At 69.5% G+C, this 23,337-nt stretch carries 21 protein-coding genes; 6 read left to right on the top strand and 15 right to left on the bottom strand.

What is annotated here, in order from left to right:
* Window positions 1-8: 8 nt before the first annotated feature.
* From AAF430_21170 to AAF430_21125, 10 genes are all read right to left on the bottom strand, one after another.
* Window positions 9-1,487: an FAD-dependent oxidoreductase gene (locus AAF430_21170; GenBank protein MEM7412757.1), complete on the bottom strand. Its 1,479-nt coding sequence runs from the start codon at window positions 1,485-1,487 to the stop codon at window positions 9-11.
* A gap of 28 nt (window positions 1,488-1,515) precedes the next feature.
* On the bottom strand, window positions 1,516-2,295 hold the full coding sequence (locus AAF430_21165) for an SDR family oxidoreductase (protein MEM7412756.1): 780 nt from the start codon (window positions 2,293-2,295) through the stop codon (window positions 1,516-1,518).
* 2 nt (window positions 2,296-2,297) lie between these two features.
* Window positions 2,298-3,437, bottom strand: coding sequence for an acyl-CoA dehydrogenase family protein (locus AAF430_21160; GenBank protein MEM7412755.1), 1,140 nt, complete (start codon window positions 3,435-3,437; stop codon window positions 2,298-2,300).
* Window positions 3,434-4,336 (bottom strand): SDR family oxidoreductase, encoded by a 903-nt coding sequence (locus AAF430_21155; GenBank protein ID MEM7412754.1) that lies wholly within the window; start codon window positions 4,334-4,336, stop codon window positions 3,434-3,436. The genes AAF430_21160 and AAF430_21155 overlap by 4 nt, the downstream gene beginning before the upstream one ends.
* Window positions 4,337-4,410: 74 nt before the next feature.
* On the bottom strand, window positions 4,411-5,562 hold the full coding sequence (locus AAF430_21150; protein ID MEM7412753.1) for an acetyl-CoA C-acetyltransferase: 1,152 nt from the start codon (window positions 5,560-5,562) through the stop codon (window positions 4,411-4,413).
* Window positions 5,563-5,636: 74 nt separating this feature from the next.
* On the bottom strand, window positions 5,637-6,689 hold the full coding sequence (locus tag AAF430_21145; GenBank protein ID MEM7412752.1) for an acyl-CoA dehydrogenase family protein: 1,053 nt from the start codon (window positions 6,687-6,689) through the stop codon (window positions 5,637-5,639).
* A gap of 85 nt (window positions 6,690-6,774) precedes the next feature.
* Window positions 6,775-7,935 carry an acyl-CoA dehydrogenase family protein gene (locus AAF430_21140; GenBank protein ID MEM7412751.1) on the bottom strand — a complete coding sequence of 387 codons (1,161 nt, stop codon included), beginning with the start codon at window positions 7,933-7,935 and terminating at the stop codon, window positions 6,775-6,777.
* 31 nt (window positions 7,936-7,966) lie between these two features.
* Window positions 7,967-8,722: an enoyl-CoA hydratase family protein gene (locus tag AAF430_21135; GenBank protein ID MEM7412750.1), complete on the bottom strand. Its 756-nt coding sequence runs from the start codon at window positions 8,720-8,722 to the stop codon at window positions 7,967-7,969.
* 10 nt (window positions 8,723-8,732) lie between these two features.
* Complete coding sequence (locus tag AAF430_21130; GenBank protein ID MEM7412749.1) at window positions 8,733-9,497, bottom strand: CoA-transferase; 765 nt, start codon at window positions 9,495-9,497, stop codon at window positions 8,733-8,735.
* On the bottom strand, window positions 9,494-10,342 hold the full coding sequence (locus AAF430_21125; GenBank protein MEM7412748.1) for a CoA-transferase: 849 nt from the start codon (window positions 10,340-10,342) through the stop codon (window positions 9,494-9,496). The genes AAF430_21130 and AAF430_21125 overlap by 4 nt, the downstream gene beginning before the upstream one ends.
* A gap of 211 nt (window positions 10,343-10,553) precedes the next feature.
* Here AAF430_21125 and AAF430_21120 point away from each other — a divergent pair, with 211 nt between their 5' ends.
* From AAF430_21120 to AAF430_21100, 5 genes are all read left to right on the top strand, one after another.
* Complete coding sequence (locus AAF430_21120; protein ID MEM7412747.1) at window positions 10,554-12,104, top strand: AMP-binding protein; 1,551 nt, start codon at window positions 10,554-10,556, stop codon at window positions 12,102-12,104.
* Window positions 12,105-12,167: 63 nt separating this feature from the next.
* On the top strand, window positions 12,168-12,605 hold the full coding sequence (locus AAF430_21115) for an OB-fold domain-containing protein (protein MEM7412746.1): 438 nt from the start codon (window positions 12,168-12,170) through the stop codon (window positions 12,603-12,605).
* A 75-nt stretch (window positions 12,606-12,680) separates the two neighbouring features.
* Window positions 12,681-13,871 (top strand): lipid-transfer protein, encoded by a 1,191-nt coding sequence (locus tag AAF430_21110; GenBank protein MEM7412745.1) that lies wholly within the window; start codon window positions 12,681-12,683, stop codon window positions 13,869-13,871.
* Window positions 13,872-13,949: 78 nt separating this feature from the next.
* Complete coding sequence (locus tag AAF430_21105) at window positions 13,950-14,891, top strand: hypothetical protein (GenBank protein MEM7412744.1); 942 nt, start codon at window positions 13,950-13,952, stop codon at window positions 14,889-14,891.
* A 106-nt stretch (window positions 14,892-14,997) separates the two neighbouring features.
* Entirely contained in the window at window positions 14,998-16,866 is a 1,869-nt protein-coding gene (locus AAF430_21100; protein MEM7412743.1) for a DUF3604 domain-containing protein, read from the top strand.
* Here AAF430_21100 and AAF430_21095 read toward each other — a convergent pair.
* The 5 genes from AAF430_21095 to AAF430_21075 are packed head-to-tail and all read right to left on the bottom strand — an operon-like array spanning window position 16,863 to window position 22,144.
* A complete protein-coding gene (locus AAF430_21095; protein ID MEM7412742.1) occupies window positions 16,863-18,383 on the bottom strand; it encodes a tetratricopeptide repeat protein in 1,521 nt (506 codons plus the stop codon). The two genes, AAF430_21100 and AAF430_21095, sit on opposite strands and share 4 nt — an antisense overlap.
* A 9-nt stretch (window positions 18,384-18,392) precedes the next feature.
* Window positions 18,393-19,142: an enoyl-CoA hydratase/isomerase family protein gene (locus tag AAF430_21090; GenBank protein ID MEM7412741.1), complete on the bottom strand. Its 750-nt coding sequence runs from the start codon at window positions 19,140-19,142 to the stop codon at window positions 18,393-18,395.
* A 21-nt stretch (window positions 19,143-19,163) separates the two neighbouring features.
* Entirely contained in the window at window positions 19,164-19,964 is an 801-nt protein-coding gene (locus tag AAF430_21085) for an enoyl-CoA hydratase-related protein (protein MEM7412740.1), read from the bottom strand.
* Between the two features lies 1 nt (window position 19,965).
* Entirely contained in the window at window positions 19,966-20,946 is a 981-nt protein-coding gene (locus AAF430_21080; protein ID MEM7412739.1) for an acyl-CoA dehydrogenase family protein, read from the bottom strand.
* Window positions 20,947-20,956: 10 nt separating this feature from the next.
* Window positions 20,957-22,144 carry an acyl-CoA dehydrogenase family protein gene (locus AAF430_21075; GenBank protein MEM7412738.1) on the bottom strand — a complete coding sequence of 396 codons (1,188 nt, stop codon included), beginning with the start codon at window positions 22,142-22,144 and terminating at the stop codon, window positions 20,957-20,959.
* Between the two features lie 267 nt (window positions 22,145-22,411).
* On the opposite strand from AAF430_21075, the gene AAF430_21070 reads away from it, so the two are divergent.
* A complete protein-coding gene (locus AAF430_21070) occupies window positions 22,412-23,332 on the top strand; it encodes an LLM class F420-dependent oxidoreductase (GenBank protein MEM7412737.1) in 921 nt (306 codons plus the stop codon).
* Window positions 23,333-23,337: the final 5 nt, after the last annotated feature.

The raw sequence follows: 23,337 nt of genomic DNA, 5'->3' as shown, positions 1-23,337 counted from the left end.
GGCACGGCTCAGTCGGTGTGGCGCGCCGCGGCAGCGCCCGCGCGCCGCCCCGAGAAGGTCGCGTCGCCGAGGGAAAGCCCGCTGTTGTAGCCGTGGGCCGGCACACCCGAGGCGTTGCGCCCCGCCGCATAGAGCCCGGGCACCACCGCACCATCGGCGTCCAGCACTTCCCCGGTCGGGCGGGTGTGCAGGCCACCCAGCGTGAAGGCCGACCAGAACGGATACTTCTCGAGGGTGAGGTCGAGCACCACGTAGGGCGGCTTCGCCAGCGGTTGGAGCCAGCGCGCCTCCTTGCGGAAGTCCGGATCCTGGCCCTGGCTCGCCGCCGCGTTGTAGCGCTCGAGGGTGTGCACGAGGCTGCCCTTCGGAAAGCAGCCCGCCTCGGCCTCGAGCTCCTCGAAGCTCTCGGCGACCGCGGCGATCTCGGTGGGCAGCTGGGGCTGCTCGTAGAGGCTGTCGTCGAGCACCAGCCAGACCCGGCCCTCCTGGCGCCACATGCCGATCTCGCCGAGCAGCGACTGGTAGAGGTCCTCGGCACAGAAGCGCTGGCCCGCCTCATTGACGAGCACGCCCTTCACGAACTGCCGGTTCCGAGAGAACGGGACGACGATGCAGGCGGCCTCCATGCGGATCGCGTCGCCGCCGACGCCCATCCCCATGCGGATCCCGCGGCCGTCGTCGCCGTCGCAGCCGAGCCGGAAACGCACCTTGCGGGTCACCGGGGCGTAGCGCTCGAGCATCGCCTTGTTGTGGATGTAGCCGCCGGCGGTCAGCACGACCCCGCGGCGGGCCCGGATGCAGTGCTCGGTGCCGTCCACCGTCGCCACCACGCCGACGACCCGCCCCTCGTGGTCCTGGATCAGCGGCTCGACCACAGCGTCGGTGACGATCTCGGCGCCCGAACCGGCCACGCGCCCGAGCAGGGTCTCCATCATCATCAGCCCGGCGTTCTCCCCCTCTTGCTGGGCGGTGTGTCCGCGCGGTGCCGGCTTCGCGATCTCGCAGAAAGGATGGGCGAGCTCGCTGCCCGTGTAGGAGAGCCCGTCGTCGGTATAGGGATCGGTGCCCTCCTCGACCGGGAGATAGGTGCTCTTGAAAGGGACCCCCTGGCTCGTCACCCAGTCGAAGTGCTCGACGCTGCCCTCGCAGTAGGTGCGCACCTTGTCGGCGTCGGCGCCCGGGCCACACGAGGCCATCAGGTACTTGTACATCTCCTCCGGGTCGTCCTCGAAGCCGCAGGCCTTCTGCAGCGCGGTGCCGCCGCCGAGATAGAGCTGACCACTGGCCTGGGCCGAGGTGCCCCCGCCCTTCCAGGCACGTTCGAGCACCACGACGTCCGCGTCGGCGGCGCGCGCCTCGAGCGCCGCGCAGGCGCCCGCGCCGCCGGCCCCCACTACGACGACGTCGGTCTCGCGGTGCCAATGCGTGACGTCGCTCGCGTCGCGGGCCTGCGCCGGGTTGCCGAGATCGGGAGCCTGCTTCGCCACGTCGCGTCCTCTTTGCCGTGCCGGACGTTCAGTCCTGGGTGTTCTTCGCCGCGCCGAGGAAGCTCGGCGCCTCGCCGCCGCCGTGCAGCAGCAGGTGGGTTCCACTGACGTAGCTCGCCAGCGGCGACGACAGGAAGACACAGGCGTCGCCGATCTCGACGGGCTCGGCGAGGCGTCCCAACGGCACGGTCGCGCCCACCGCCGCCACGCCCTCGGCGTCGCCGTAGTGCAGCTCGCTCTGCTCCGTGCGCACCATCCCGGCCGCCACCGCCACCACGCGCACCTTCGGCGCCCACTCGACGGCGAGGCTCTGGGACAGGGACAACAGGCCCGCCTTCGCCGCACCGTAGGCCGACGTTCCCGGCGAGGCACGCAGCCCACTCACGCTCGAGATGTTGAGGATCACGCCGCCCGTGTCCTGCTGCTGCATGGTCTGGTTCGCGCGCTGGGCAAAGTGGAGCGGGCCGATCAGGTTCAGGCGGATGATCGACTCGTGGAAGCGCGGCGACACGGTTGCGGCGTCGACAGCCGGAGCGCCACCCGCGTTGTTCACCAGCACGTCGAGCCGCCCGAAGCGCTCCTCGGCCTGGCGGGCGATGCCGTCGATGGCTTCGACCTCGCGGACGTCGCCGGCCACGAAATGGGCCTCGCGGCCGCCGGCCGCGGGCAATGACTCGGGTTCGTTGCGCCCGCAGACGAGCACCTCGGCGCCCGCCTCGAGATACCGCTCGGCAATGCCGCGGCCGACGCCGCGGGTGCCGCCGGTGACGATCGCGACCTTGCCGGCGAGATCGATCTCGATCGCCATCGCTAGACCAGCCCGAGAAACCCGGCGACGCGCTCGCGATGCCAGTCGGGCGTCCCGAGCATGGCCTCCGAGGCGCGTGCCCGCTTGAAGTAGAGGTGCGGGTCGTACTCCCATGTGAAGCCGACCCCGCCGTGGATCTGGATGCTCTCCGCCGCGCAGCGGTAGTAGGCCTCGCTGCAATACGCCTTCGCGAGGGACGCGGCCCGGGCGACGGTGGCGTCGTCGCCGTCGTCGATGACACAGCCCGCGTAGTACACCGCGGAACGAGCGGTCTCGACGAGCACCATCATGTCGGCGCACTTGTGCTTGATCGACTGGAAGGAGCCGATCGGGCGTCCGAACTGCTCGCGCTCCTTCGCGTAGGCGACCGAGAGATCCAGGCAGCGCTGAGCACCACCCACCTGCTCGGCGGCGAGCGCGATCGCCGCTCGGTCGAGCGCGCGGCGCAACGCCGGGGCGCCGGGTGCGGCGCCCCCGAGTCGGGCATCGCCCGCGACGCGCACGCCGTCGAAGCGCAGCTCGGCCTGGCGGCGCGTCATGTCCATGGTGGCGAGGGGCGTGCGCGTCAGGCCGCCGGCATCCCCCGGCACGACGAAGAGCCCGATGCCGTCGTCGCCCGCGGATCCCGGCGACCGGCCACTCACGACGATCCAATCGGCGTGGTGTCCGTCGACCACGTAGCGCTTCGTCCCGTCGAGCACGAAGTCGTCGCCGTCGGCGCGAGCCACGAGCGTGACCTCGTCGAACGCCTGGCCCGCTTCGGTGGTGGCCAGCGTGGCGCGTACCTCACCCTCGGCGAGGGGGCCGAGGTAGCGCGCCTGCTGCTCCGCAGTGCCCGCGGCGATCACCGCCTGGGCCGCGAGGCCGACGGTCGCGAAGTACGGCGAGCACAGCAGTGTCTCGCCCATCGCTTCGAGGAGCGCCACCAGTTCGACGGCGCCGAGGCCGATCCCGCCGGCTTCTTCGGGGACGATCACAGCCGGCCAGCCGAGCTCGGTGCCGATCCGCTTCCAGACGTCGGCGTCGTAGCCGAGGTCGCTCTCCATGGCCGCCCGGATCTGCTCGGAGCCCGAGTGATCCGCCAGAAAAGCCCGCGCCGAGGCGCGCAGCTCCTCCTGTTCTTCGGTGAACGCGAATCTCAAGTGCCGTAGACCTTCTGGGGCGCGACGGCCTTGCCGAGCAGGTCGTGCACGACCGAACCGACTTCGTCCGGCGCCCAGCGGTTGCCCTTGTCCTGTTCGGGGCCCTTCCGCCAGCCGTCGGCGACCGAGATCTTGCCACCCTCGAGCTCGAAGACCTGCCCGCTCACGTCCTTCGACTCGGCACTGCCGAGCCAGACCACGAGCGGGGACACGTTCTCGGGCGCCATCGCGTCGAAGCCGGAGTCGGGCTTCGCCATCATCTCGGCGAAGACCTCCTCGGTCATGCGCGTGCGCGCCGAGGGCGCGATCGCGTTCGAGGTGATCCCGTAGCGCCCGAGCTCGGCCGCCTGCACGAGCGTCAGCGCCGCGATCCCGGCCTTCGCCGCCGAGTAGGCACTCTGGCCCACGCTGCCCTGCAGCCCGGCGCCGGAGCTGGTGTTGATGATGCGTGCGTCGACGGCCTCACCGGCCTTCGACTGGTTGCGCCAGTACGCGCAGGCATTGCTCGTGACCGCGTAGTGCCCTCGCAGGTGCACGCGGATCACGGCGTCCCACTCCTCTTCGGAGGTGCTCACGAACATCCGGTCGCGCACGATGCCCGCATTGTTCACCACCGCGTCGAGACCACCGAAGGTGTCGATCGCCGTCTTCACCAGCTGTCCCGCCTGGGTGAAGTCGGCGACGTCCGAGCCTTCGATGACGGCTTCGCCGCCATTCGCGCGGATCGTCTCGACGACTTCCTCGGCCGGCCCCTGAGAGCCCCCGTCGCCCGCCAGCGAGACGCCGATGTCGTTCACCACGACCTTGGCGCCTTCGGCGGCGAAGGCCAGCGCGTGGGCTCGGCCGATGCCGCGCCCCGCCCCGGTTACGATGACCACGCGTCCGTCACAGATGCCCATTCAAAGAGTTCCTTCTTGGCTTCGTTCGGCTTCGCCTCACGGCGCGCCGCCTGCGGCGGCTTGCGGACCCTTCTCTACAGCCGCTCGAGGATCGTGACGTTCGCCTGGCCGCCGCCCTCGCACATGGTCTGCAGGCCATAGCGGCCGCCGGTGCGCTCGAGCTCGGAGAGCAGGGTCGTCATCAACCGCGTCCCCGTGGCACCGATCGGGTGACCCAGGGCGATCGCGCCACCGTTCGGGTTCACCTTGCTCATGTCGGGGCGTAGCTCCTTCTCCCAGGCCAACACCACCGACGCGAAGGCCTCGTTGATCTCGACGACGTCGATGTCGTTCATCGTGAGGCCCGTCTTCTCGAGGGCATGGCGGGTCGCCGGAATCGGGGCCGTCAACATGTAGATCGGATCGTCGGCCCGCACGCTCACGTGGTGCACCCGCGCGCGCGGCTTGAGGCCGTGATCCTTCACCGCCTGCTCCGACGCGACGAGCACGCAGGAGGCGCCGTCCGAGATCTGACTCGCGACCGCGGCGGTGAGCTTCTTCGAGCCCTCGAGCAACGGGAGCTTCCCCATCTTCTCCAGGGTCGTGCCGCGCCGCGGCCCCTCGTCGATGGACAGGTCCCCGAGCGGCGCGATCTCGCCCTCGAACCGGCCCTCGTCGATCGCGCGCAGGGCGCGCTCGTGGCTTTCGAGCGCGAAGCGCTCCATGTCTTCCCGGGAGAGGTCCCACTTGTCCGCGATCATCTCGGCGCCGCGGAACTGGGAGACCTCCTGGGTACCGAAGCGATCCACCCAACCCTTCGAACCCGAGAAGGGATCGCTGAAGCCGAGGGGCTCGGCGCAGGTCATCGCCGACGAGATCGGGATCATGCTCATGTTCTGCACGCCGCCCGCGACGACGAGATCGGTGGTGCCACTCATGACGCCCTGAGCCCCGAAGTGCACCGACTGCTGGGACGAACCGCACTGACGGTCGATCGTCACGCCCGGCACGTGTTCGGGCAGCCCGGCCGCGAGCCAGCAGCTGCGGGCGATGTCGCCGGCCTGGGGCCCGATCGTGTCGCAGCAGCCGAAGATCACGTCTTCGACCGCGCCCGGGTCGACCCCGGTCCGGTCCATCAGCGCCTGGATCGCGTGAGCACCGAGGTCGGCGGGGTGCACCGAAGCAAGCGCGCCGCCGCGCTTGCCGACGGGCGTTCGAACGGCGTCGATGATGTAGGCCTCGGCCATGGGGTTCTCCTTGGAGCGCGTCCGGCGCGCGTGAAACGGGAAACGAAGAGAGGGCTGCGGCCGACGCTTCGGCCTTAGCCGCCGAAGGTGCCGCCCGCACCGATCGGTGCGGCATCGCCCAGGGCGAATTCTGCCATCCTTTCGCGGTGTCGCCGCGACAAGCCAAAGCTCTGGGCGAGGGTCCAGGAGCGGCGCATCCAGATGTGGAGGTCCTGCTCCCAGGTGTACCCGATGGCGCCGTGGGCCTGGAGCGCCTGGCGCGTCCCGACCTCGGCCGCCTCGGTGGCGGCGACCTTGGCCATCGACACGTGGACGCCGCGCTGCGGGTGCCCCTCGGCGACCGACGCCGCAGCCCGGTAGACCAGCGGTCGTGCGTATTCGAGCTTTACTTTCACATTCGCCAGCATGTGCTTGACCGCCTGAAAGGATCCGATCGGGACCCCGAACTGCTGGCGCTGGCTCGTGTAGTCGACGGCCTCGTTGATCAGGCGGTCACAGGCACCGAGCAGCTGGGCCGCACAGGCGAGGGCACCGCGGTCGAGGGACACGGCCTCGAGTTCGGCCGCGCGCGCGCCCTCGGCGACCCGGGTCTCGGCGCTCGGCTGCCAGGAGACCTTCGCGATGCGGCGGGCCGGATCGTTGGCGGGCTGGGCCTCGAGCGTGGCGTCCGAGGGTTGGAGCGCGTGGAGCTCTCCGTCCCGGAAGAGCAGGAGCAGGTCGGCGACGTGGGCATCGTCCACGAACGGGCTCCACGGATGGCCGACGGCCACGATCGCTTCCCCGACGGCGAGGGGCTTGAGCCAGCGCTCGGCGAGCTCCCCACCGAGGTCGCGCAGCAGGGGTGCGGCGACCGCCGCCGTGCTGACGACGGGTTCGGCCAGGCCGACACGCCCGGTCTCCTCGCAGAGCAACACGAAGTCGGTCTCGCCGAGCCCCATGCCTTCCTGAGACTCGGGCACGAGCAGACCCGCCAGTCCCACTTCGGCGAGCTGCTTCCAGAGCGCGGAGGAGCGCCCCGTGTCGGTCTCCCAGAGGGCGCGGATGGCCTCGGGCGTGCACTCGCCCTCGAGAAAACCGCGCACGGTTTCCTGGAGCAGTCGCTGGTCCTCGGTGAAATCAAAGTTCATGAACTTTGCTCGGCTTCGCCTCGCGGCGCGCGGCCCCAGAGGCCGCTTGCGGTCATGATCCTCGGTCGACGGTGTGAGTTCATCGTCAGGCCCGGGGCATGCCGAGGATGCGCTCGGCGATGATGTTGCGCTGGATCTCGTTGGTGCCCGCGTAGATCGGTCCCGACAGTGCGAACAGGTAGCCGTCGAGCCAGCTGCCCACGTCGCCCGCGGCCGGCGCGCCGGGCAAGAGCTGCCCGCGCTCTTCGAGGATCTGGAGCGCGATCTCGTGCATGCGCAGGTCGAGCTCGGACCAGAAGATCTTGTTGAGGCTCGCCTCGGAGCCGATCTTCGCACCCGCGAGCAGGCGCGACACGGTGCGGTAGGTCTCGAGCGTGTAGGCCTCGGCCTGGCTCCAACAGTCGACCACCGCCTCGCGGACGCCCGGCGCCGCCTCGGCCGCGTGATCGCGATAGAGATCGATCAAGCGCCGCGCGGTTTCCTGGAAGCGCGCGGGGCTGCGCAGCATCAGGCCGCGCTCGAAACCGGCCGTCGCCATCGCGACCTGCCAGCCCTTCCCTTCGTCGCCGAGCCGGTTCTCGACCGGCACCCGGACGTCGTCGAGGAACACCTCGGCGAAGCCCGGCAGACCGTCGAGCTGCGCGATCGGTCGCACCGTGACGCCGGGCAGGTCCAGCGGCACCAGGACGAAGGTCAGCCCGCGGTGTCGCTCGCTCTCGGGGTCGGTGCGGAACATCCCGAACAACCAGTCGGCGTAGGCACCGCGCGACGCCCAGGTCTTCTGACCGTTGATCACGTAGTGATCGCCGTCGCGGATCGCCGTGGCCTGGATGTTGGCCATGTCGCTGCCCGCGTTGGGCTCGGACCAGCCCTGGGCCCAGACCTCTTCGCTCGCGGCCATCTTCGGCAGGAAGCGTGCCTTCTGGTCCGGCGTCCCATACTCCATGATGGTGGGACCGAGCAGGAAGATCCCGTTCTGGTTCACCCGCTTCGGCGCACCCGCCCGGTAGTACTCCTCTTCGAAGATCAGCCACTCGAGGAGGTTCGCCCCACGCCCGCCATACTCGACGGGCCAGGGCACCATCGCGTAGCCGCCATCGTTGAGCACGTGCTCCCACTCACGGTGCGCCTCGAAGCCTTCCTTCGTGTCGAAGGACGCGAGGGGCTCCTTCGGGACGTGGGCACCGAGCCAGTCGCGCACCTCGGTGCGAAAGGCCTGCTGTGCGGGGGTGTAGGTGAGATCCACGGAGAGTCGCCTTCGCGGTGTTTTCGGGGAGCTACTCGTCGTCGAACTTCGCGTCGCGCTTCTCGACGAAGGCGTCGCGGGCTTCCTGGGAGTCGCCCATCGTGTACAGCTCGAGCGTGAAGCCCTGCTCGAACCGGTAGCTCTGTTTCGGATCGAGCAGTTCGATGCCGTTCAGCGAGGCCTTCGCCGCGCGCACGGCCACCGGGCTCTTGGTCGCGATCTTCGTCGCCAGCTCCAGCGCGGCATCGCGCAGCTTCTCTGCCGGGACCACCGAGAGCAGGCCGCCCAGGCGCAGCGCTTCGGCCGCGTCGATCGGCTCGCCGGTGAGCAGCATGCGGCGGGCCTCCTGGACCCCGAACATGCGCATCGCATGGGTCGCGGCTCCCATCGCGCCCCGATCGATCTCGGGCAGGCCGAAGGTGGCGTCCTCGGACGCGAGCACGAAGTCACTCGACCCGGCGATCCCGATTCCGCCGCCCAGGCAGTAGCCGTGCACGGCCGAGATCACCGGTACCGGGCAGTCGTAGATGTTGCCGAAGGTCTCGTAGCAGCCCCGGTTCGCGTCGACGATCTTCGAGCCGTCCGCCGCGAGCTCCTTCACGTCGACCCCGCACTGGAAGCCTCGCCCATCGGCGCGGATCAGCAGCACCCGCACGTCGGAGCTCTCGCCCAGGCGTGCGATCTCGCGAGCGAAGTCGAGCCACCCCTGGGTGGTCAGGGCATTCACCGGCGGGTTGTCGATGACGAGTTCGGCGATGCCGTCCTGGACGTCGGAGCGGAAAGCCATGGTCTTCCCCTCAGGCGCGGACTTCGCCGTTCGCGAGTCCGCCCGGGTCGATCACTTCGCGCAAGAGCCGCAGCTCTTCCGCGGTCGGTTCGCGCGTCGTGGGGACGTCGCTCGGCACCACCAGCTCGAAGCCGGTGTTGTCGACGACGTCCTGCACCGAGACACCGGGGTGCACCGACGCGATGCGCATGCGCTGGTCGTCGGTCTGGAAGTCGAAGACGCCCAGGCTCGAGACGACGCGACGAATCTCGTGGAAGCGGGTGGCGCGCTCGCCGAGCTCGCGGGCGCGGTCGTAGCCGATGCCCGTGACTACATCGACCTTCGGCACGAAGACCCGGTCCGAGTGGCCGGGCACCCAGTAGCTGGTGGTGTGGTTGATGGTGTTGCCCGGCGCGCCGCGCATGCCCAGCAGCTGGGCCTTCGGCTTCGCGTAGTCTCCGATGCAGGCGATGTTCTGGTTGCCGTAGCGATCGATCTGGGTGGCGCCCATCATCACGTGCCGGCGTCCCGACCAGAGGTTGTCGAAGACCCTCCGGTAGGGGAGCCAGCCTTCGACGACCGGGTCGGGCCGATCGCTCCCGCTCACTGGCAGCACGTTGGCGAGCAGCGGCGCCACGCCGTCGGTCATCAACAGGTCCGGTGCGAAGGTCGAACGCGCCAGGCGCGCCCCGATCTGGGGCAGGTTCCCGATCGGAGAGACCAGGATCTCGCCGTCGTCGCGAAAGCACTCGGCAATCGCGATCGCACACACTTCGGCTCGGGTTGCGTCGCTCATTTCGCCGCCACCGCCTTCTGGTACTCGGCCTCGCTGTCGAGGGCCAGGTATTTCGCGTAGAAGCTCTCCCAGGCCGACGGATCCTTCGCCGTCGCGGCGTACTCCTTCTGGAAGGGCTCGTCGCGACCGTAGTCGGGCGGGCACTCGGTGAAGTGCGCGCCGTTCGGCGTCTCGATCACGCCGTCGACCATCGTGCGGTTGAGCAGCAGGGTGTGAACGCTGCCTTCCGTGAGGAAGTCCTCGGTGCGGATCAGCTGCTCGCAGGTCAGGAAGCGCTGCTTCGCCGCCATACAGAAGAGGTCGTCGAAGAACGGGTCGGGCCCCAGGAACTGGCCGTTTCCCTGGGCATCGGCCCGGTTCATGTGGACGAAGGCGACGTCGAGCTCGAGGGCGGGCATCGCTACCAGCGTCTCGCCGTCGTCGTAGGGCGACTGAACCGTCTCGAGCTCGGGGTTCAGGGTCAGCACGTCGGAGCCGAGGCCCGCGCGCGTGGGCAGGAAGGGCAGCCGGGTCGCCGCCGCGTACAGGCCCCACTGGAACATGCCCTCGTCGAGCTCGAAGGTCTCGATCGAGCCTTCCTGTCGCGCCTTCCGGAAATGGGGCTCCAGGGGAATCGAATCGAGGGAGACGAAGCCGAAGCAGGCCTTCCGGACCCGGCCCGCGGCACACAGGATCCCGATGTCGGGCCCACCGTAGGAGACGATCGTGAGGTCCTTCAGGTCGGTGCGCAGGATCTCGCGCACGACCGCCATCGGCTTGCGACGCGAACCCCAACCACCGATCCCGATGGTCATGCCGTCGCGAAGCTCGCCGACCGCCTCGGTGAGCGAGGTGCGTTTGTCCATCGGGTCTCCTGGCTCCGGACCCGTCGCGTCCCCGAGGCCCTCGGCAATGCGCGGGGCCTGGCACGCGGGGGAGTCGCGGCGCGGTTCCGGGTCGGTTCCGCGATCCGTTTTCGGGGCGCAGCGCTGCGGCAGCGCCGAGCGGCGAGTAAGATAACGAGACGTTCCGTTTCTGTAAACGGCCGTCCCCGCAAGGGAAACCCGTCACGCTCGGGTGACCAACGCGCTCTCCGGCAGCGAGGCCCCCTCCCCCATGCTCTTCGACGCCCAGTGCGACTCCGATCCCCAGGGTCTGGCCCTCGACGACGGCCACCTGCAGCGCAGCTGGGCCGAGCTCGCCGATCGCACCACGCGCCTCGCGCGCTGGATCCACGAACTCGGCGCGAGACCGGGCGACCGCATCGCCACCCTGATGGGCAACCGCGCCGAGTGCGTGGAGCTGATGCTCGCCTCGATCCAGGCCGGGGTGTGGCTCACGCCGATCAACTGGCACCTGTCCCAGGAGGAGGTCGCCTACGTGGTGGCCGACTCCGACGCCCGGGTGCTGTTCACCGACCCGGACTACGCCGCGCTCGCGCAGGCCGTGTTCGACGGCCCGGTCGTCAGCACGGGAGACGGCTTCGAGGCGGGCCTCGCCGACGCCTCGGACACGCCCTTCCGTGCGGAAGATCCCGCCGGCGGCCCGATGATCTACACGAGCGGCACCACCGGCCGGCCCAAAGGCGTGCAGCGGCACCGGCCCCCGAGCCTCGGCGCAGCGCGCGAGGGCCAGCGCGCCTACGCGCGCAACACCGGGCTCGACGGACCGGGTCCCCACCTGATCACGGGCCCCTGCTACCACGCCTCGCCGTTGATGTTCGCGATCTACGGCCAGTCGACGGGCGCGCCGATCCTGGTCATGCCGCGCTGGGACGCCGGCGAAGCGCTTCGGCTCCTCCAGGAGCGCGAGGTCGGTCAGACCCACCTCGTCCCGACGATGTTCGTGCGCCTGCTCGACCTGCCCGAGGACGAGCGAGCGCGCTTCTCGGCGCCGGCGCTGCACCTCGTGCTCCACGGCGCCGCGCCGATCGCCCGTCCGGTGAAGGAGCGCATGATCGACTGGTGGGGCCCGATCCTGGTCGAGTACTGGGGGTCCACCGAGAGCGGCGTGATGACCCTCGCGAACTCGAAGGAATGGATGGAGCACCCGTCCACAGTGGGAAAGATGCTGCCGGCCTTCGATCTCTTCGCCGCCGACGACGCCGGCAAACGCCTGCCGCCGGGCGAGAACGGGCTGCTCTACGCCCGTCACAAGACGACGCCCCACTGGTTCGCGTACCACGGCGCGCCCGAGAAGACGGCCGAGAGCTTCCTCGACGACTACACCTTCACGATCGGCGACATCGGTCGCGTCGACGAAGACGGCTGGGTCTACCTCGCGGACCGTAAGTCGCACATGATCATCTCGGGCGGCGTGAACATCTATCCCGCCGAGGTCGAAGCCGCGCTGCAAGAGCACCCGGCGATCGCCGACGTCGCGGTGTTCGGGATCCCGGACGACGAATGGGGTGAGAGCGTGAAGGCCGCCGTCGAGCTGATGCCGGGCGAGACCGCGAGTGAGGCGCTCGAGACGGCGATCCTCGACTGGGCCCGCGAGCGCATCGCCCGCTACAAGGTGCCCCGCAGCATCGACTTCGAGACCACCCTGCCCCGCCACGCCTCGGGGAAGCTCTACGTGCGCAAGCTGCGCGATCCATACTGGAAGGACCGGGAGCGCGCGATCTAGGCCCCGGGCAAGACGCGCCCCGTGCTACACCTCTCCCCCGACGCCAAACCGAAGGACCGACCCATGCCCCCCGAGAAGACCCGCATTCCCGCCATCGAGAACTGGTTCACGATGGACGACGAACCCCGGCTGCTCGGCCTGCACGATCCCCAGAGCGGCAGCTACTTCTTCCCGAAGGACGTCGCCATCTCCGCCGCCCCGGGCTACGCGGGCGCGGAGCTGCAGGAGGCGCCGCTGTCGCGTCGCGGCAAGCTGTGGTCCTACACGACGAATCACTACCAGCCGCCGGCGCCCTACGTGTCAGCCGAGCCCTTCGAGCCCTACACCGTCGCCGCGGTCGAGCTGCCCGAGGAGCGCATGGTTGTACTGGGGCAGCTGGCTCCCGGCGTCGACCCGGAATCGCTCGAAGTGGGGATGGAGATGGAACTCATCCTCGACACCCTCTTCGAGGACGACGAGCACGAACACATCATCTGGAAGTGGAAGCCCGTCGCGGCCTGACCCACCCCACCCAGCTCACCCTACCCCGTGCGGTGGTGCCCGCCGCGGCGACCCCGCTCTCGCAGGAGAATCCGAATGGCCAATCATGAAGTCGCGATCCTCGGGGTCGGCATGCATCCCTGGGGCAAGTGGGGGCGCAACTTCGTCGAGTACGGCGTGCACGCGGCGAAGGCCGCGCTGGACGACGCCGGCGTCGACTACCGCCGGGTCGAGTTCCTCGCCGCCGGTGAGACGGTCCGCAACGGCTATCCGGGCTATGTCGCCGCTTCGAGCTTCGCCCAGGCCCTCGGCTACACGGGCATTCCGATCTCGAGCAACTACGCGGCCTGCGCCAGCGGCACCCAGGCCCTCGAAGCCGCGCGCACGCGGATCCTGGCCGGCATGTGTGACGTCGCGCTCGTGGTCGGCGCCGACACCACGCCGAAGGGCTTCCTCGCGCCGAACAAGGGCGAGCGCACCCTCGACCCCGACTGGCTGCGCTTCCGCCTGCTCGGCGCGACCAACCCCACCTACTTCGGCCTCTACGCGCGCCGCCGCATGGACCTCTTCGGCGCCACCGAGCAGGACTTCGCCCACATCAAGGTGAAGAACAGCAAGCACGGGCACGCGAACCCGAATGCTCGCTACAAGAAGGTCTTCACCGAAGAAGAGGTGCTCGGCTCACCGCTGGTGGCCGACCCGCTCCGCCTCTTCGAGATCTGCGCCACCAGCGACGGCGGCGCCGCGATCGTCCTCAGCTCGCTCGACTTCGCGCGCAAGCACGCGACCGACTTCCCGAAGATCGCGGCGATCTCGACGATCACGCCCACCTACCCGGACGTCGTGATCGACATGCCGAAGTTCGCCACCGACTCGGCCGCCGGGATCCAGGCGCCCGACAAGGGCTTCAAGGACTCGATCGCCTACGCCGCCTACGAAGAGTGCGGCCTCGGGCCGGAAGACATGTCGATGGCCGAGGTCTACGACCTCTCCTCGGCCCTCGAGCTCGACTGGTACGAGAACGTCGGTCTCTGCAAGCCCGGCGAAGCCGAGCGCCTGCTGCGCGACGGCGACACCACCCTCGGCGGCAAGATCCCGGTGAATCCCTCGGGCGGCCTCGGCTGCTTCGGCGAGGCGGTGCCGGCCCAGGCGATCGCCCAGGTCTGCGAGCTCGCCTGGCAGATCCGTGGACAGGCAAGCGGCCGGCAAGTCGAGGGCGCGAAGGCCGGAATCACGGCGAATCAGGGCCTGTTCGGCCACGGCTCCTCGGTGATCGTCACGCGCTGACACACCAGGGCGTCGGCCCCGTTCTTCAGGCTGCGCCGCGAACCTCCGAAAAGAGAGGCTCCACCCGAGGAGCCCTCCATGTCGACCTCCCCCGACTTCGCGGCCGGAACCGGCCGCGCTCCGAACCCCGTGGCCGTGGTCCTGTGCGGCATCGCCAGCTCCGCCCTGGCGCTCGGCGGCGTCCAGGGGGCCGCCTTCCACTTCGACGACTTCCAGGTGATGGGCTGGTACTGGCTCTACGCGGTACCGGTTGGCGCCATCCTGGTCGGCGCCATCGCGTCGAGCGGATACGCGCTCGGCTCCTGGTGGAGCGGCGTGAAGATCTCGGGCGGCCTGCTCGCGGCGATCGTCGTGCTCCAGACTGGTGCCTACTTCGCCGGTCAGTATCTCGAGTTCCGGATGTTGGAACTCGTGTGGGAAGACGGGTCGCAGGTCTCGTTCTGGGCCTACTTCGATCTGCTCACCCGCTCCTACGCGTTCAACGAGGACGACGGCAGCGCCGGGTTCGCCCTGGGCGGCTATGGGTACGTGCTGCGCGTCCTGGAAGTCGTGGGCTTCGCGGGTGCGAGTCTCTTCGGGCCGATCGCCTTGCGCGACAAGCCCTACTGCGAGCCGTGCGCGCTCTACATGCGCGACCGTCAGTCCCTGTGGTTCGCGGCCAGCCTGCCGGCCCAGAAGCTCCGCAAGCTCGATGCCGCAGAACGCGAGAACTACGAGGCGAGTCAGCAGAGCTGCCTGCAAGAGTCCCTCGATCACGCTCAGGCACTCACCGAGCTCGCGACCGATGGCGATGCCGCCGGTTTCGCCGCGTCCGCGACCGAACGCGCGATCGCGATGCGGGAGGCCGAGAAGCTCCCGGTGCGGATGCGGATCCGCCTCTCCGAATGTCCCGGCTGCGAGGCCGGACAGCTCGGCGCGTGGATTCGGACCGGCGACGGTCAGGAGATGCGCGAGGAGGCCGTGGCCCGGCTCCCGCTCACGCGCCACTTCGTCCGGCGCGCCCTTCAGAACGGGAACTGAACCGTGACGCGACACCCGGTCGCGTCCCCCGACCCGCTCGACATTCGCCGCCATCCAGCCCAAGCTGTGCCCGCCTCGATCCGGGGCGAAGCCAGGAGGGTTGCGGGTGCGGAACGGCAAGCGGCGGGGAATGGGTCTCGGGAACGGCTGGCTGGTCGCGTTGGCACTCGCGGCCAGCGTGCCAGCCACGGCAGAGAAACAGCTGCTGTGGGGCGACACCCACCTCCACACGAACAACTCCTTCGACGCCTACCTGAATCAGAACGACACCGCCGACCCGGCCACCGCGTACCGCTACGCCCAGGGCTTGCCGGTGATCCACCCCTTCCACCGCGCGCGCATCCAGATCGAGACGCCGCTCGACTTCCTGGTGATCGCCGACCACGCCGAGCTGCTCGGCGTGATGCGCACGACGGTCGAGCACGGGATCCCGCGCGAGGGCCTGGGCTTCGGCGAACGCATCCGCGCCCGACTCGCCGAGGGATGGCTGCGTGGCGTCGTCGAAGACGGGGAAGGCGCCGCAGCGTTCACGAGCTTCCTCCCCCAGCCCGGCGATCCGCGGGAAGCCGCTGCGAACTCGCGCCTCCCCTCTCCGATTCCGAACTCGGAACGGATCGAGCGGTCGGTATGGGTGAATGCGACGAACACGGCCGACGCCTTCAATGACCCTGGGCGCTTCACCACCCTGATCGGATGGGAGTGGAGTTCGCTTCCCGCCGGCGCGAACCTGCACCGCGTGGTGTTCACGAGCGCCTCGGCAGAGCTGGCGCAGCAGTTCCGTCCGATGAGCTCGGCGGACAGCATGTACCCGGAAGATCTGTGGAGCTGGCTCGACGAGACCACCCAGGCGACCGGTGCCGAGTTCGTGGCGATCCCCCACAACTCGAACATCTCGAAGGGCATCATGTTCGCCGAGACGACCCTGCGCGGGAACGCCTACGACGAAGCCATGGCCGCGAAGCGCATGCGCTGGGAGCCCGTCGCCGAGATCACTCAGTTCAAGGGCGACTCCGAGACCCACCCCGCTCTTTCACCCGACGATCCCTTCGCCGACTACGAGGAATACCCGTACTACATCCAGCAGACGCCCGAGCCCTACGCAGCGCAGCCCGGCGACTACCTGCGCACGGCCTGGCTCCGCGGCCTCGAACTCGAAGGCAAGAGCGGGGGCAACCCCTATCGGATGGGTGTGATCGGGGCGACCGACGCGCACACCGGCGTGGCGTCGGCGGAAGAGCCGAACTTCTGGGGGAAGATGGCGACCGACTCGATCCCCGAGAACAAGGGGCTCTCGCGTCGCGGACCGGGTCTGACGGGCTGGTCAATGGGCGCAGCCGGCCTCGCCGGCGTGTGGGCCACCGAGAATACCCGGGAAGCGCTCCTGGAAGCGTTCCGTCGCAAGGAGGTGTACGGCACGACGGGGCCGCGCATCGCGGTCCGCGTCGCAGGCGGCTTCGACCTCGACGGCGACGACCTCGAAGCCCTGCTCGCGGGCGATGCCGTGCCGATGGGCGGAGACCTGCGCGATGCCCCCTCCGGCGCCACTCCCCAGTTCCGCGTCCAGGCGCTGCAGGACCCGAAGAGCGCACCGCTCGATCGCGTGCAGATCATCAAGGGCTGGGTGGATGCGTCGGGCAAAGCGCACGAGCGCATCCATGACGTCGTGTGGTCGGGCGATCGCACCCCCGCCGCCGACGGCGTCGTCCCCGCGTTGGCGAACACCGTCGACCCGACGACGGGCCGCTACGACGCGGCGACCGGTGCCGGTGAACTCGCCGCCCTGTGGAGCGATCCCGACTTCGACGCGAGCCAGGACGCCTTCTACTACGTGCGGGTGCTCGAGATCCCGACACCGCGCCATTCGCTCCTCGACGCGATCGCCCTGGGCATCGATCCGGCCGAGACCGGGCACCCGACTACGCTCCAGGAGCGCGCCTACACCTCGCCGATCTGGTATCGGGCGCCGCGCCCCTAGTCTTCCGCGCGACCGGCAGCGACGTCGTTGATCTCTGCGCGAATCGTGGCGATCGCGCCCTCGATGTCTTCGTTGTGCGCCGACGACTCGAGGCCGCGAAGGTGGCGTTCCGCTTCGGCGACCCGCCCACGCCGCACGTAGGCCCGCGCCAGGTAGAGCCGCGCCCCGACGTAGCCCGGGAGCAGGTTCGTAGCCCGCTCCAGATGCTCGATCGCCTCGTCCGGTCGGCGCTCGGCCAACAGGAAGTACCCGCGGAAGAAGTGCGCTTCTGCCGAGTCGGGATCGAGGCGCAGCGCCTTCTTCGCGGCGACGTTCGCGCGGTCCCAACCCGCGGGTCGCGCCTCCAGGTTTCCGTAGTCCACCCCGGCGAGGAGCACCCGCGCCAGATCGACGTGGAGACGGGCGTCCTCGGGTTCGGCCGCGAGCGCCTCCTCGACGGCTTCGAGACCCGCCTGCTCCCGCCCCCGATAGGCCTCGGCGACGCCGTAAGACGCCCGTAGACGGGCGTTCGTCGGGTCCGCTTCGAGGGCTGCGGCGAGGTAGTACGAGGCGCTCCGGTAATCCTGGAGGCTGGTCTCCAGCTCTCCGAGCGCCTCGGCCACGGCCCCCCGCGCCGCCGCAGTCACGCGCACCGGGGGCGGCTCGGGCAGCGCTCGCACCGGGATTTCGAGATAGGGGATGCGCCGGAGATCCGCGAGATGTTCCCGGATCGCGGGTTCGAGCGCGTCCACCTCGATCCCGAAGGCGACCTCGAACGCCTCGACGTCGTCCTCCCCGCTGCGAACCGCGGCCAGATAGTCTGCGAACTGGTCGGTGAAGAAACGACGCTCGTCGCGCCCCACGCGCAGGTAGTGCACCAGCGCCCAGGACTGAGCGTAGAGCATCAGGACATCGTTGTTCCCACTCGGACCACGCTCCGCTCGCAGGACGTCCCCCATGTCGAGCCAATCCAAGCCGGCGTGGAGGTGCTGCCAGCGCAGAACGGCTGCCTCACCGACCGTGACGACGTCGCCGCGCTGCCGCACGGTCCCCAGGAACTCGGCCCAGCCCTCGTTGTACCAGTACGGAAGCTCGTCCTGGTTCCCCTGGTTCGCGACCAGGAAGTGCACGTACTCGTGGAAGAGCACGTGGCGCGTCATGAACGCATGCTCCTCGTCGGCCTGCATGAGCAGCGTGTTGCGACGGGCATCCGCGGTGAAGAGTCCCGTCGCACGCGACTCGACGAGCTCATCCCACGTCTCCTCGGCAAATACGAAGAGCCGCGTGGGGCGCTCGGACGTGACCCGCTGCAGCCCGGTGACGCGCCGGACCACCTCCGCGAAGAACTGGAGTTCGCGCGCGATCTCCAGCGTCTCTTCCTCGGAGACCTCGCTCCAGATCTCGAGGTGAGCCGTCTCGACCCGGATCCACGACGAGGCGAGCGACGGGGTCCGGATGGAGGCGCAGCCCAGCGAGACGCCGACAGCGAGTGCGAGGGCGACGCTGACGACTCGGTGGCGAGGGCACACGGTCCGCATCGGACCAGCTTACCCTTTGCGAGCGGCCTTGCGTTCGCGAAGCAGTGCGTTCGACGCCTTCTCGTGTTCGATCGCCGCGGCCATGTCGCTGGTCGCGCCCCGCTGGAGCGCGGTCTTCGCGATCGCCAGCGCGTCCGGATCGCAGGCGGCGGCGGCCGCCGCGAGCTCGTAGGCTGCGTCGAGCAGCTGGTCGGCCGGTACCACGCGGTTCACGAGCCCCATCTCGCAGGCCTCTTCGGCCTGGACGATGCGCGCGGTCAAGACGAGCTCCTGGGCCCGACCGAGGCCAACGAGTTGCGGCAGCAGATGGGTGCTCCCGAGCCCCGGCAGGATGCCCAGCTTCGTGAACGTCAGGCCGAGCTTCGCCCCTTCGGCCGCGATGCGGATGTCACAGGGCAGGATCATCGTCACGCCCACCCCGATCGCCGCACCGTGCACGGCAGCGATCACCGGCTTCGGGAACGAGAGCAGCTCGAGGGGGAAGCCGTTGATGAACTCCTCTTCCCCGAGCTTCGGTCCCTTTCCCGTGTCCTGTCCGGCATTCGCGGCCTGCAGCACCTCGAGATCGACGCCGCCGCAGAAGCCCTTGCCGGCGCCAGTGAGCACGACGACGCGCACTTCCGGGTCTTCGCGCGCGTCACGAAACGCGGCCACCAGCTCCTCGCCCATCAGCGGCGTGTACGCGTTGCGTTTCTCGGGCCGGTTCAGCGTGAAGGTGGCAATGCCATCGGCAACGGCGGTCGTGATCGTCTCGGTCATCGGGTTCGCGCCGCGCTGCGGCTACTCCTCGTGGTCGGCCCAGCGGGGCGCGCGTTTCTCCATGAAGGCGGTGGCGCCTTCCATCGGGTCCGGGTGCGCGGTCTGAGCTCCGATCAGGTCCCAGGCGTGGCGCAGGCCGGCGTCGAGCCCTCCATCGAGACTCTCCCAGATCGCCCGCTTCGAGCGCTGCAGCGCCGAGGGCGAGTGTTCGGCGATCATCGCCGCGAGCGCCTGGGCGCGCGGCAAGAGCTCCGCAGCCGGCACGACCTCTCCGACGAGACCGATCGCCTTCGCTTCGGCGGCCGAGAGGCGCTCGCTCCCACCGAGGAAGGCCATGCGCAGCACCGCTTCGAGCGGAATCCGCCGGGCCAGACCCACCGGCTCGAGCCCGGCCACGAGCCCGAGCTTCACGTGGGTATCGAAGAAGGTGGCGTGCTCGGCGGCGACGATGAGATCGCTGTCGGCCAGGAAGTGATGCCCGCCGCCATTGACCATGCCGTTCACTGCGGTGATCACCGGCTTCCAGCAGCGGTTGTGGATGGCCGTCAGCTTGAGCAGCGGTGACGCCTCGTAGCTGGCGTCGGCCTCCTTCGCGCTCTCGCCCGACGCCATGTCCGAGACGTCGAAGCCGGTGCAGAAGGCCTTCTCGCCGGCGCCGGTGACGACCACCGCGACCACCGACGCATCCTGTTTGATCTGCTGCCAGGCCTGCCGCAGCTCGCCCGCCATGTGCATGTTGAAGGCGTTGCGCTTCTCGGGGCGGTTCAGGGTGAGGGTCACCACCTTCCCCGCGTGGTCGTAGCCGAGCGTGTCGAACCCCATCTCAGTCGCCGACCGCGATGCGCTCGGCCACGCGCTCGGCGTGCTCGCCGACGGTTCCGAACTGGTTCTCGAGCACCCAGATCCGCTTCAGGTAGTAGTGCGCCGGCACCTCCCAGGTGTATCCCATGCCGCCGTGGATCTGGACGCAGGCCCGGGCATTCTCCATGGCCGCATCGCCGGTGAGCACCTTCGCCGTCGAGACGGCGCGCAACACGTCCCCGACCTCGGGATCGTCCAGGGTCGCCCCGGCCGCATAGGCCGCGGCGCGGGCCAGTTCCTGGCGCGTGTAGCAGTCGGCGAGCTTGTGCTTCAGCGCCTGGAAGCCGCCGATCGGACGCCCGAACTGCTCGCGTTTCTTCGCGTAGTCCGTCGCGAGCTCCTGGCTCGCTTCGGCGATGCCGAGCAGCATCCCCGATGCCAGCGCCGCCCCCTCCAGACGGAAGCGCGCGGCCGCCTCGGCGTCGCCGAGACGCTCCCCGGCCGGGAGCTCCGCCACTTCGTGCACCGGTGTGAACGGGTCGAGGGGTCGCTCGATCGCCCGGCCCGAGAGCGCCTTCGGATCGATCCGCTCGATGCCATCGGGACGCAGCACCAACAGCGCATCGATGTGTTCGAGATGCTCGATCAGGAGCGGATCCGAGTTCGTTCGCGAGAGATCGATTCCGCCGACGACGCATTCGCCCGTCGCCGCGCCGTCCACGAGGTCCGCGGCCAGATGCGACCAGGTGACCGGGCCGGGCGCGAGGCAGCGCCCGAGTTCCTCGAAGACGAGCACCGCATCGGCGCTCCCGAGGCCCACGCCCCCGGCGTCCTCGCTCTGGCGCAGGGAGAACACACCCATCTCGGCGAGTTCGCCCCAGAGTTCGCGGTCGAAGCCGGTCTTCTCGAGTTCGCGCAGGGCGTCGATCGAGACCCGTCCCTCGCAGAACGAGCGGACGCCGTCGCGCAGCGCTTCCTGATCTTCGGTCAGCTGAAAGTCCACGGCCGTCCCTCTAGCGCGGTTCCCGGGGCAGCCCCAGGACCCGCTCGGAAATGATGTTGCGCTGGATCTGCGACGTGCCGCCCGCGATCGTCATGGACAGCGACTGCAGCGCCTCGTACACGATCGTCTCGCTCGCCATGCCGCCGACGTCGTCGCGTGACAGCGACGCGCGCCCGAGCAGCCGCAGCGAGAGATCTCCGAGCCGCTGCTTCAGCTCGGTGTAGTAGAGCTTGACGCAGGAGCCCGTCAGGCCGGGCACGCCGGTCTTCCCCGCCTCCGAGACCATGTACTTCACGAGGGCCCAGAGCCCGTCCAGCTCGGCGGCCAGGTGCCCGACGTCCCGGCGCAGCGTGCGATCTTCCCAGGCCACGGCGTCGTCGCGCGTCAGCACCTTCGCCAGCCGGGTGAGCTCGCGGAGCGACTCCTGCAGCTGGTAGATGTCACTCGCGAAGGCCGTGCCGCGTTCGAAGGAGAGGGTCACGTTCGTCACGCGCCAGCCGTCGTTCTCCTTGCCGATGCGGCAGGACACCGGCACCCGCACGTTCTCGAGGAAGAGTTCGCTGAACTCACTCGACCCCACGATCGTCGGCAGCGGCCGGATCTCGATGCCCTCGAGGTCCATGGGCATGGCGAGCCAGGTGATCCCGCGGTGCTTCTCCTCCGGGTTCGTGCGGACGAGCAGCTCGCAGTAGTCCGACACCTGGGCGAAGGACGTCCAGATCTTGTGGCCGCTCACGACGTAGTGATCGCCGTCGAGCTCGGCCTTCGTCTTCAGCGCAGCCAGGTCCGAACCCGCCGACGGCTCGGAGAAGCCCTGACACCAGACCTCCTCGCCGCGGATGATCGGCCCGATGTGCTTCTCCCTCTGCTCGGGCGTGCCCTCGGACATCAGGGTCGGGCCGCCGTGGAGCAGGCCCACGAAGTTGACCCCGACGTAGGGCGCGTTCGCCCGCGCGATCTCTTCGTAGTAGACGAGCTGTTCGGTCAGCGACGCATCGCGCCCGCCGAACTCCTTCGGCCAGTTGATGCCCGCGTAGCCCGCCTCGTAGAGCTTCCGCTGCCAGGCCGTGTCGTACTCGCGTCGTGCGGGCCAGTCGTGCTCCGAAGGCGGACGCCCGTGGGCCGGCACCTCGCTGTCGAGCCAGCTGCGCAGCTCCTTGCGAAAGGCTTCGTCGGATTCCGAGTAGCGAAGATCCAAGGGGAACTCCTAAGGGCGACCCGGGAACGGGCCGGAAGACGGGGGTGCGGAGAGCGGGGCAGCGCGCCAGAGCGACGCGACGAGGAACCCATCCTGGGTGCCGACGGTGGCGGGCGTGCGCTCGGGGACGATAGGAGCCGCGTCTCGCACTGCCAAGCAACCGTCCGGCGCTCTGGACGAACCTGCGATCCTGGTCGAACCGGCGACTCCGAACGAACCACCGAGCCCTGGGGCGGCTCCGCCGCCCGAGGGGGGTATGCTGCGCCGATGCGCTTTTCCGTCCAGCTCCCGACCGACCGGGTCGACGCCGGCGACGAGTTCGTTTCCGCCGCGGCGATTCGCGAGATGGCGCAGGCCGTCGAGGCCGCCGGCTTCGACGCCTGTTACGTCACCGATCACCCGTTCCCCGGCGACCGTTGGCTGGCGAGTGGCGGGCACCATGCCCTCGATCCGTGGATCGCGCTCTCTTTCGCCGCCGCCGCCACCGAGCGACTGCGGCTCCAGACGAACATCATCGTGATCGGGTACCGCAACCCGTTCCTCACCGCGAAGGCGGTCAGCAGCCTCGACGTCCTGTCCGAAGGCCGCGTGATCCTGGGCGTCGCGGCGGGCTACTTGAAGCCCGAGTTCCGCGCCCTCGGAGCGGATTTCGACAACCGCAACGACATCGCCGACGAGGCCCTGCGCGCGATGAAGCGCGCCTTCACCGAAGACGGCGTCGAACTGATCGGCCGCGAATGGGCGGCGACGGGCAACACCATGCGCCCGCGTCCCGTCCAGCAGCCCCACCCCCCGATCTGGGTGGGCGGCAACAGCCGCCGCGCGATCCGACGCGCGGTAGAACTCGCCGACGGCTGGGTACCCTTCCCGACCCCGGGCATTCCGAGCGATCGCGTCCGCACCGCCTCCATCGAGAACCTCGACGATCTCGACGCGCGCATTGCCTACGCCCGCGAGCACGCCCAGGCGGTCGGTCGCGAAGCGCCCCTCGACATCAGCTTCATTCCCTTCGGCGTCACCATGCACCGCAAGGAGCCCGTCGAACCCTCGCGATTCGCCGAGGTGGTCGACTCGTTGGGCGCGCGCGGCGTCACCTGGCTGACGCTCGCCATGCCCGCCGAGTCTCGCGCGGAGTACTGCGAGGCCGTCGCCCGGTTCGGCGAAGAGGTGCTGCGGCCCCTGCGCTGAGCCCA

It is taken from the genome of Myxococcota bacterium (assembly GCA_039030075.1).
Taxonomy (GTDB): Bacteria; Myxococcota_A; UBA9160; order UBA9160; family SMWR01; genus JAHEJV01.
This window is presented reverse-complemented; position numbering and strand designations above follow the sequence as displayed.

Bases quoted from the DNA above. Each gene is read 5' to 3' on its own strand.
- AAF430_21155 (MEM7412754.1), bottom strand. From the start codon at position 4,336: ATGGGCATCTGTGACGGACGCGTGGTCATCGTAACCGGGGCGGGGCGC.
- AAF430_21145 (MEM7412752.1), bottom strand. From the start codon at position 6,689: ATGAACTTTGATTTCACCGAGGACCAGCGACTGCTCCAGGAAACCGTG.
- AAF430_21085 (MEM7412740.1), bottom strand. From the start codon at position 19,964: ATGGGGTTCGACACGCTCGGCTACGACCACGCGGGGAAGGTGGTGACC.
- AAF430_21130 (MEM7412749.1), bottom strand. From the start codon at position 9,497: ATGAGCGACGCAACCCGAGCCGAAGTGTGTGCGATCGCGATTGCCGAG.
- AAF430_21115 (MEM7412746.1), top strand. From the start codon at position 12,168: ATGCCCCCCGAGAAGACCCGCATTCCCGCCATCGAGAACTGGTTCACG.
- AAF430_21110 (MEM7412745.1), top strand. From the start codon at position 12,681: ATGGCCAATCATGAAGTCGCGATCCTCGGGGTCGGCATGCATCCCTGG.
- AAF430_21135 (MEM7412750.1), bottom strand. From the start codon at position 8,722: ATGGCTTTCCGCTCCGACGTCCAGGACGGCATCGCCGAACTCGTCATC.
- AAF430_21165 (MEM7412756.1), bottom strand. From the start codon at position 2,295: ATGGCGATCGAGATCGATCTCGCCGGCAAGGTCGCGATCGTCACCGGC.
- AAF430_21090 (MEM7412741.1), bottom strand. From the start codon at position 19,142: ATGACCGAGACGATCACGACCGCCGTTGCCGATGGCATTGCCACCTTC.
- AAF430_21125 (MEM7412748.1), bottom strand. From the start codon at position 10,342: ATGGACAAACGCACCTCGCTCACCGAGGCGGTCGGCGAGCTTCGCGAC.
- AAF430_21070 (MEM7412737.1), top strand. From the start codon at position 22,412: ATGCGCTTTTCCGTCCAGCTCCCGACCGACCGGGTCGACGCCGGCGAC.
- AAF430_21150 (MEM7412753.1), bottom strand. From the start codon at position 5,562: ATGGCCGAGGCCTACATCATCGACGCCGTTCGAACGCCCGTCGGCAAG.
- AAF430_21095 (MEM7412742.1), bottom strand. From the start codon at position 18,383: ATGCGGACCGTGTGCCCTCGCCACCGAGTCGTCAGCGTCGCCCTCGCA.
- AAF430_21105 (MEM7412744.1), top strand. From the start codon at position 13,950: ATGTCGACCTCCCCCGACTTCGCGGCCGGAACCGGCCGCGCTCCGAAC.